We start from the raw sequence: 1,159 nt of genomic DNA on the forward strand, positions 1-1,159 counted from the left end.
AGATCATTCAACGAGAAAGCTATGACCGAAACCTTCCAACATATTTCCGTGTTATTAAATGAATCCATTGATGGCTTGGCTATCAAACCAGATGGTATCTACATTGATGGAACATTTGGCCGAGGCGGTCACAGCCGTACAATTTTATCCAAACTTGGCCCAAATGGCCGACTGTACAGTATCGACCGTGACCCTCAAGCGATTGCGGAAGCAGGCAAAATTGACGCCCCTCGTTTTACCATTATTCATGGCCCGTTTTCTGGCATGGCTCAATACGCAGAAGAGTATGACCTAGTTGGTAAAGTAGACGGTGTGTTATTGGATCTTGGTGTGTCTTCGCCTCAGCTGGATGACGCAGAGCGTGGTTTCAGCTTTATGAAAGATGGCCCGCTAGATATGCGCATGGACCCAACTTCAGGCATCCCGGTTTCTCAATGGTTGATGGAAGCGGATCTGGATGATATCACTTGGGTGATTCGTGAATTCGGTGAAGACAAACACGCTCGTCGTATTGCTCGTGCGATTGTGGAATACCGTGAAAACGAAGAGAACGAGCCAATGGTTCGTACTGGTCAGTTGGCAAAACTGATCTCTGAAGCAGCACCAAAAAGTTTTAAAGAGAAAAAGCACCCAGCGACGCGTGCTTTCCAAGCGTTCCGTATTTACATCAACAGTGAGCTAGAAGAAATTGATACTGCACTGAAAGGCGCGGCTCGTATTTTAGCTCCTGAAGGTCGTTTATCTGTCATCAGTTTCCATTCGTTGGAAGACCGCATGGTAAAACGCTTTATCCGCAAAGAAAGTAAAGGTCCTGAGGTTCCACATGGGATTCCTTTGACGGAAGCGCAAATCAAAGAGCTTGGCAGCGCAAACATGAAAACTGTTGGCAAAGCGATAAAACCGAGCAAACAAGAAATTGACATGAACCCTCGTTCGCGCAGTTCTGTGCTAAGAATTGCTGAAAAGCTTTAATTATTATGAAGAAACCCACTCCCAACCTTGCTAAGTTGATAGCCACGGATTTAATTACCGTTGGTCGCTGGTCATTACTATTGTTGCTATTGATCGTGGCATCGGCAATGGGAGTGGTATTTGCTACCCACCATGCGCGTCAAGCGATCACTGAAAAAGATCACACTCTGGTTGAGCGCGAGCGATT

The 1,159-nt window shown here is 46.2% G+C and carries 2 protein-coding genes; both read left to right on the forward strand.

All coding sequences use genetic code 11. The annotated features are described in order from the left end of the window. Positions 1-21 precede the first annotated feature (21 nt). On the forward strand, positions 22-972 hold the full coding sequence (rsmH, locus tag R7E42_RS25990; RefSeq protein ID WP_318073230.1) for a 16S rRNA (cytosine(1402)-N(4))-methyltransferase RsmH: 951 nt from the start codon (positions 22-24) through the stop codon (positions 970-972). A gap of 5 nt (positions 973-977) precedes the next feature. Continuing rightward, a partial coding sequence (locus tag R7E42_RS25995; protein ID WP_318073229.1) for a cell division protein FtsL occupies positions 978-1,159 on the forward strand: 182 nt, incomplete at its 3' end.

The organism is Vibrio sp. Vb1337, assembly GCF_033338715.1.
In the GTDB taxonomy this organism is placed as follows: domain Bacteria; phylum Pseudomonadota; class Gammaproteobacteria; order Enterobacterales; family Vibrionaceae; genus Vibrio; species Vibrio alginolyticus.

Excerpts from the sequence above, each read along its gene's own strand:
- rsmH (WP_318073230.1), top strand. The coding sequence starts at position 22 with ATGACCGAAACCTTCCAACATATTTCCGTGTTATTAAATGAATCCATT.